Raw genomic sequence first — 6,790 nt, 5'->3', positions numbered from 1 at the left:
AATAATTTAAAATCGTAAATTGCTTGCATTTGCAAGTGCAAATATAAATATCAACTTGCAAAATGCAAGTGTTTTTTAAAAAAAAGTACATTATTATGAAAAATAGATCGCAATGCCCTATCAGCTGTTCACTAGATATTTTAGGAGATAGGTGGTCATTACTGCTCATCCGGGATTTGATGCTATCGAAGCAATGCACGTATAGTGACTTCTTAAAATCTGAGGAAAAGATCGCAACGAATATCTTGGCTTCAAGATTGTTGATGCTCGAAGAAAATGGTTTTATCAGTAAATTAGAACATCCGGAAAGTAAAGCAAAAGTGTTATATACGCTTACTAAAAAGGGAATAGATTTACTCCCATTATTGATTGAGATGCAATTATGGGCAGATAAATATTACACGATACCCGTAGAACAGAAAGAGATTATTAATGCTGTAAAAAAAGACAAAGCAGGTTTTATAAAAAAACAGAAGAAAATATTATTGGATTTTGTAAAAAACCCTTGATTTTTTATAGGAGAATATACTATACCTTAAATATAGTTTAGCAAAGTTGAATTCTCCCTAACATATTTACAGGAGCAAATACCTAGTTGCCTGCTCCTGTATCATGATCACTTTTTCCTTATTCTCCCTAGAAGTCGACTAGTCACATAGCTCAGGTCCGTCCCGACTACAGCCATCAAGGCAGTATGCATAACATCAGCAAGAGAAAAACTTGCCCAGATGGAACAGAGCTTACCTCCTAGAGTTCCGATACGGATATCATTGCCTTTCATCCCGTACCTCCTTTTCTTGATTCGGCAAGATCTGCTTTGGTGGTGTAGGCTCCTCCTCTCCTTTTTCGCGACCTAGTACAGCCGGAATTCCGATCTGCTCACCATGTGCGGTATTATTTTCGTTTTTCAAGTTTATAACTCCCTACCGGGATACAGCTAAGTCTCTCCAAATTATTGCGCCAGGGCAGTTCGATAGTACGGCAGATTACCTCACCTTCAAAAGTGAGGATACCTTTCGACCCTTGCTCTCTAAAAATCCGTTGGAGATGCAAGATTTGTTTTGTTGACATTTTTATGTTTTAACTATTTACATTCCCTGCTGCCAACTCAATGTTCCTCCAGTACGACTATAAAATATGGATTCCTAAACTGTTCAGAATTTTTATACATAACACAAAATACAACTTCACAAATGCAACACTGTTGCTTTTTCAGAATTATTTATTACTTCGCCTATTATTAAATAAATAGATATGATAGAAACATTTAACATGAGACCTCCGCATTTTTTAGTCTATGGATTATTGATGTTGGCTTTAATGAGCTGTAAAAAAGATGGCGCGATGGCATTACCTGAGATTTCCTTTGACCTACCCGCAGACATCAATCTGGAGTATGGGAAACATGATACAATTGACTTAAACACATTTATTGTTAATCAGGGAAATGGTGTCAATTTTTCTATAGATTTTGAACCCACCGAGAATGTACAGATTACACCCCAAATAACATTGCATAATCAACTTGAAAAAGCAATTTTTGTCGATAAATCTGGAAAATTGTTTATTAAAAGCGAAGAATTATATCCTAATGGAACCACCTCCAGTTTAAATGGCAAAAAAATTCCTGCACAATACAGCGTAACAGTGTCCGCCAAATCAACTGATGGTAAAGAAGTCGCTCAGAAATTGTTGTCAATACGTGTTTTAGAGCTGGAAGATCTTCAATTTAAATATTTTGACGACTTAAAAAAAGGCCAACTGAAAATATTTAATATTTTGTATACAGACACAGACAGTTATTTTACTTTAACAAAGCCAGTTCCTTCAAAAAACTTAATACTAAAGTTAAATGAAGCACAAGCAAAAGAGGTCGGACTTTCATTGCAGGACAATGCGCTAAAGGTCTATTGGAAAGGTAACCCAAACCAAGAGAATGACAAATACATGGAATTAAATCCTAAATTGGAGAAAGATGGTTTCGCTATCGGCTCAGCAAGTTTTTCGGTCAGGTACATTCCAAAAATTGAATTCTTTTTTGGCGATTTATATCTCGATCCGTCTACCAAATCCATTAAAAAGATCAATACCAGCTTTAGACGCAGCTCGGTTGAAGGTGGTAGCATGGTTCAACCCACTTTTTTCCAGAGAAATTGATATCCGGCTTTGAAATTTCTTCTATAGAGAAAGATGGTCGTGTATTTAATGACTCTGAAACAGTATTTACCATAGACAAAGGAACAGGAATGGTAAGTGTCAAAAATAATACTTCATTGAAAGCTGGAATTTACACGCTTACATTACAAGCAAACACCACGAATGCTCAAAAAGTAATAACAACACTCTCTTTGGGTTTACAGTAAAAAAATCACTTTAGCGACAAAGATCTACGATTTTACTCCTTCCTGTTAGTAGCAACAGAAATACAAACAGTAGATAAAGTTTAAATTGCAATTAAGTTGCATCTTCAACTTCACTTTTGTATCTTAGTACCATAGCAGATCATTATGCCTTTGCATAATTTTAAGCTGTTCATAAATTTTATTTTTTGATAAATTTTAAAATTTGAAACCCTCGAAGATATCCTTTCGAGGGTTTTTTTATAAATCTTTTGCGATGTTATATTTGAGAATGTGCATGATGGTAATACAACAATTTCCTAATCATCCAGTACGGTCTCCACTACACCAAGCCCCGGAGCGATGTATTTAATAATATTCAGAGCCTTTTCCGGAAATCTAATAGGCGCTTTTCTAATTGAACTAATACTGTGATCGAAAAAACAGGTGAATTTGATTTCAGCATAAAAATCTCTATATTTCAGAGTTAAAAAATAACACATGTTTTATCAACAAATATATCCAATAGAACCACTGCGGAAATATGTTCGCTACTTTTGGGTATTGGAGGGTAATAGTCTGGATTTTTCTGAAAAAATATTTAAGATAATGTCAGACGGTATGCCAGGTCTTATTTTTCAAACTAACAAAAAGGCATTTCGAGACAAGAACAATCAGGAATTACCACAATTATTCGTATATGGACAAACTACACGATATACTGAACAAAGAGCAATAAACAGTTTCCAAAATATTGGAATTTACTTTCAGCCGAGCGCACTTAAATCCATCTTCAGAATAGATGCAAGCGAATTGACGAACCAACATATTGACATAGACGATCTACTAAAAACTACTATAACTGAACAGATTTCAAATACAGCAAGCACTGATGAAAAGATAGTATTACTCTCTACATTCTTATTGCGGCAGTTGCAACGAACAAATATCAATAGTGAAAAACCAGATTTTGCAATCGCACAACTGGAAAAAGGAATGAGTTTGCAAGATGTGCAAAATGAGCTTAAAATGTCCGAACGTTCATTGGAACGATATTTCAAACAGTACATTGGCATCTCGCCCAAGTTATTCTCGAAAATAGGTCGATTTCAATCTGCCTTAGAAATCATACGTAAAACCCCCTTTGAAAAATTGACCGACATCGCTTATCAAAGTGATTATTTTGACCAATCACATTTTATCAGGGATTTCAAAGAATTTGCAGGAACAAGTCCAAAGAAATTCAAGCTCCATGCCAATGAGATCGTTTCGAATTTTCCGGAATGGAAAGTTTAGATACTGTCGGTTTTATCCAATTTTATCGAAAAAAAGCCTAATAACTTTGCTTCAAAAAAAGAGTTATGATAGCCATTACAGGAGCAAGCGGAAACTTAGGCAAAGCCACTATTCAATTTTTATCGCAGCAAGTCTCACCTACAAACATTGTTGCCATTGTCAGAAACCCAGAAAGGGTACATGATTTTATTAAACAAGGTATTATTGTCAGGCAAGCAGATTACAACAACTATGAAACGCTTCTGGAAGCGTTTAAAGGTGTTGAAAAGGCCTTGCATATCTCCACTATCGGAGTAGACTTGAAAACAGCTAAACAGCAGGAAAAAAATGTGGTAAACGCATTGCTAGAAAACAACGTAAAACACATTGTTTATACAAGTATGGTACAGACCCAAGCCAACAGGATATTTGAAGGGACTAAAACATCATACGAAACAGAAAAATTGATAAAAGGGACAAAAATACCTTATTCTTTTTTAAGAAACAGTATGTATATGGAAGCCATTCCCGAACTTATTGGAGATGCGTTGCAATCGGGCGAAATCCGTTACCCATCGGGCGAGGGAAAGATAAGTTTTGTCTCCAGAATGGATATTGCAGAAGCTATTGTAAAAGTACTAACAGAAAGTACACACGATAATCAAATCTATGAAATAACAGGCAATAAAGCGTATTCATTTGATGAATTGGCAAAGCTAATCTTTACAGAAAAGGGCATACCAGTACAACATAGCGATATTTCAGAGGAATTCTTCAGAAAAGAACTGACTAGCTACCGAGTGCCTCCTGAAATAGTCAATTTATTGGTCAGTATGGCAAATGGTATTAAAATAGGTGAGTTTTCCTATGTTGACAACACACTAGAAAAATTGCTTGGTAGAAAACCGTTAGTCTTGAACGAGTTTATAAAAATCTTTTGATTATGTTGTTTAAGGAAGTACATCTGAACGGTATTAAATCGGGAAAAATCACATTGGCATTTCGTAAATGGCAAAAGGCTTCTGTAAAATGCGGAAGCCTTTTACATACGTCTGTTGGTTTGATTGAAATCGGTAAAATTGAAAACATAAGCGAAAATTGTATAACCGAACAGCATGCAATAGAGGCAGGTTTTACAGATAAACAACAGTTACTAAAATCATTTACGCACAATAGTACAGAAACCATTTTTAAAATATCTGTCAGCTATCATTCCGCAGAGCCACGAGTTAAGTTGAGAGAACAAACGGAACTATCAGAAAAGGTATTTACCGATTTAAAAAAGAAATTAGAACGGTTAGACAATTATAGTAAGAAGCAACATTGGACAAACAAAGTTCTATCTACTATAAACGACAATCCCAATTTACATGACAAAGGTATAGCAGAATTGACAGGATTTGAAAAAGAATGGTTAAAGCTGAATATCCGAAAATTGAAAAATTTAGGCTTGACCATAAGCCGTAATGTAGGTTACGAACTTTCTCCTTTATGAAGCGAATATTTAAACAAACTTTGTAAATTAAAATAGTTAACAACCTAATAGAAACAGTTCACAAATAAAGGTAGTAAAAAGTGAGCTGGGATGAGAGGTTCAGATCCCTTTAAAGTATGGAACTAAGGATTTACCCCTCAGTAATCAATACTACAAGATAATATTTGTGAAAATATTGTAAAATAATTATTTACAATTTCATTTTATTTGGTATTATTGTGATAATAAAGAGCGATAGAAAACACTTACACCTTCAACTACAACCTTTTTTAATCATGATCAGCGAACCCTTAAAAAGTAAATTCAAAATTTCACCGACAGCCAGTTTAGTGCTTTGTTTAGCCAATGAACTTTATCGAGACGGAAAAACATGCCAGGCATATGTAGAAAATATCGATACTTCAGAAGGAGAATCGCTCGTAAAGAGTTTTAAACAAGTATTCGAACACTCCGAGTCAATCGCAATACTGAGAAAGCGGTATATCCGCCATCTTTTCGAAGACTATGCTAAGCAATTCCCAAAATTCCAGGTCTGTATTTTAGGAGCTGGTCTTGATCCGCTTTCACTTTATCTGCTAGAACAATATCATGATCAAATCGAGACTATTTTTGAAGTTGACATGGAATCTATGGACGAAAAACGTGCTATGTATACCAAATTGATCGGTGATAATGATAAATTAAAGCTGATTACTCATGATGCTACCGATATTGATCCTTTGTTGGTTGAAATTAAAAAAATGGGCTATCATACATCAATCCCGACGATATTCTTACTGGAGGGTTTTGTTTATTACATCAGCCGAGATAAGTTCAGTACTTTGCTTGAAAATTAGCCTCCGCTGATGGACAGAAAGCAGTAATACTGGACTATGTTATACCATTTGAAGCTGTTCATGAAAGCAATCGGGAGAAATCCCGACTCATGCTTCGTTCACTAGAAAAAGGTTTAGGTTGGCCAATTATGGTTTATCATACATTTGATATCACCGGGTTGATCCAATTTTTTAAAGGAAATATAATAACATCTGATTCAACACAGTCAATGGAAAAAACATTATATGGGGAAAACAAAATTTACATTGAACCAACAAGTGGCTTTATGGAAATAATAAGTTTTAAGTTCTGATAAAGATATTAAAGTTGGAAAAGCAAATGCCAAATTAATTAAAATAAAAAGGAGACTCTATAAAGAATCTCCTTTTTATCACCTTTTCCTTATCCTTCCCAACAGTCGGCTCGTCACATAACTCACGACTGTCCCGACAACCGCCATCAATGCGGTATGCGCGACATCACCAAGAGAAAAGCTAACCCATATCGAACAGAGCGTACCCCCTAAAGTTCCTATACGGATATCATTCCATTTCATCCTGAACCTCCTTTTCTTTATCAATTAACAGCTGGTCTGCCGGAGGTGACTCCTCCTCTCCTTTTTTGTCTTTATCATCCATTACGGTCTCCACCACACCAAGCCCCAGAGCAATGTATTTAATAATATTTATTGCCTTTCCCGGCAGTTTAATCTGCGCCATCAGCACCACCTGTAGCGCACGGCTTATTTTTTGAATTATCTTTTTCATGTTTTTAATTATTAAAAGGTCTAGCGTTCCGACTGCGTAATTGCACCGAAAAAGAGGCGTTAAAAATGAATTTCTGCCTGAGTGAAACGAGTTTAAAT

At 35.3% G+C, this 6,790-nt stretch carries 11 protein-coding genes; 7 read left to right on the top strand and 4 right to left on the bottom strand.

What is annotated here, in order from left to right:
• Nucleotides 1-95 precede the first annotated feature (95 nt).
• Nucleotides 96-509: a winged helix-turn-helix transcriptional regulator gene (locus L950_RS23575; RefSeq protein WP_031287688.1), complete on the top strand. Its 414-nt coding sequence runs from the start codon at nt 96-98 to the stop codon at nt 507-509.
• 258 nt (nt 510-767) lie between these two features.
• On the opposite strand, the gene L950_RS28985 is transcribed toward L950_RS23575, so the two are convergent.
• Nucleotides 768-911: a hypothetical protein gene (locus tag L950_RS28985; protein WP_021189013.1), complete on the bottom strand. Its 144-nt coding sequence runs from the start codon at nt 909-911 to the stop codon at nt 768-770.
• On the bottom strand, nt 895-1,071 hold the full coding sequence (locus tag L950_RS28980; RefSeq protein ID WP_156169837.1) for a DUF5675 family protein: 177 nt from the start codon (nt 1,069-1,071) through the stop codon (nt 895-897). The genes L950_RS28985 and L950_RS28980 overlap by 17 nt, the downstream gene beginning before the upstream one ends.
• Before the next feature lie 183 nt (nt 1,072-1,254).
• On the opposite strand from L950_RS28980, the gene L950_RS23570 reads away from it, so the two are divergent.
• From L950_RS23570 to L950_RS23540, 6 genes are all read left to right on the top strand, one after another.
• Complete coding sequence (locus tag L950_RS23570; protein WP_021189012.1) at nt 1,255-2,157, top strand: hypothetical protein; 903 nt, start codon at nt 1,255-1,257, stop codon at nt 2,155-2,157.
• Nucleotides 2,154-2,363 (top strand): hypothetical protein, encoded by a 210-nt coding sequence (locus L950_RS23565; RefSeq protein ID WP_021189011.1) that lies wholly within the window; start codon nt 2,154-2,156, stop codon nt 2,361-2,363. Before L950_RS23570 ends, L950_RS23565 begins: the two co-directional genes overlap by 4 nt.
• A gap of 477 nt (nt 2,364-2,840) precedes the next feature.
• Nucleotides 2,841-3,635 carry an AraC family transcriptional regulator gene (locus tag L950_RS23555; RefSeq protein WP_021189009.1) on the top strand — a complete coding sequence of 265 codons (795 nt, stop codon included), beginning with the start codon at nt 2,841-2,843 and terminating at the stop codon, nt 3,633-3,635.
• 65 nt (nt 3,636-3,700) lie between these two features.
• Nucleotides 3,701-4,555: an SDR family oxidoreductase gene (locus L950_RS23550; protein WP_021189008.1), complete on the top strand. Its 855-nt coding sequence runs from the start codon at nt 3,701-3,703 to the stop codon at nt 4,553-4,555.
• A gap of 2 nt (nt 4,556-4,557) precedes the next feature.
• Nucleotides 4,558-5,109, top strand: coding sequence for an ASCH domain-containing protein (locus tag L950_RS23545; RefSeq protein ID WP_021189007.1), 552 nt, complete (start codon nt 4,558-4,560; stop codon nt 5,107-5,109).
• A 275-nt stretch (nt 5,110-5,384) separates the two neighbouring features.
• A complete protein-coding gene (locus L950_RS23540) occupies nt 5,385-5,945 on the top strand; it encodes a class I SAM-dependent methyltransferase (RefSeq protein ID WP_021189006.1) in 561 nt (186 codons plus the stop codon).
• A gap of 371 nt (nt 5,946-6,316) precedes the next feature.
• Here the strand turns inward: L950_RS23540 and L950_RS31120 are convergent, their stop codons facing one another.
• Nucleotides 6,317-6,481, bottom strand: coding sequence for a hypothetical protein (locus L950_RS31120; RefSeq protein ID WP_197086666.1), 165 nt, complete (start codon nt 6,479-6,481; stop codon nt 6,317-6,319).
• Nucleotides 6,468-6,790, bottom strand: a 323-nt coding sequence (locus L950_RS23530) for a hypothetical protein (protein ID WP_037525755.1), incomplete at its 5' end; no start/stop codon positions are given. The genes L950_RS31120 and L950_RS23530, both read right to left, overlap by 14 nt.

Source organism: Sphingobacterium sp. IITKGP-BTPF85 (assembly GCF_001006065.1).
GTDB classification, from domain to species: domain Bacteria; phylum Bacteroidota; class Bacteroidia; order Sphingobacteriales; family Sphingobacteriaceae; genus Sphingobacterium; species Sphingobacterium anhuiense.
Note: the sequence above shows the minus strand (reverse complement) of the source record. Positions and strands in the feature narration are given on the sequence as shown.

What these genes read in the sequence shown, in the direction of transcription:
- L950_RS23555 (WP_021189009.1), top strand. Translation starts at nt 2,841, where the DNA reads ATGTTTTATCAACAAATATATCCAATAGAACCACTGCGGAAATATGTT.
- L950_RS31120 (WP_197086666.1), bottom strand. Translation starts at nt 6,481, where the DNA reads ATGAAATGGAATGATATCCGTATAGGAACTTTAGGGGGTACGCTCTGT.
- L950_RS23545 (WP_021189007.1), top strand. Translation starts at nt 4,558, where the DNA reads ATGTTGTTTAAGGAAGTACATCTGAACGGTATTAAATCGGGAAAAATC.
- L950_RS23575 (WP_031287688.1), top strand. Translation starts at nt 96, where the DNA reads ATGAAAAATAGATCGCAATGCCCTATCAGCTGTTCACTAGATATTTTA.
- L950_RS23570 (WP_021189012.1), top strand. Translation starts at nt 1,255, where the DNA reads ATGATAGAAACATTTAACATGAGACCTCCGCATTTTTTAGTCTATGGA.
- L950_RS23550 (WP_021189008.1), top strand. Translation starts at nt 3,701, where the DNA reads ATGATAGCCATTACAGGAGCAAGCGGAAACTTAGGCAAAGCCACTATT.
- L950_RS28980 (WP_156169837.1), bottom strand. Translation starts at nt 1,071, where the DNA reads ATGTCAACAAAACAAATCTTGCATCTCCAACGGATTTTTAGAGAGCAA.
- L950_RS23540 (WP_021189006.1), top strand. Translation starts at nt 5,385, where the DNA reads ATGATCAGCGAACCCTTAAAAAGTAAATTCAAAATTTCACCGACAGCC.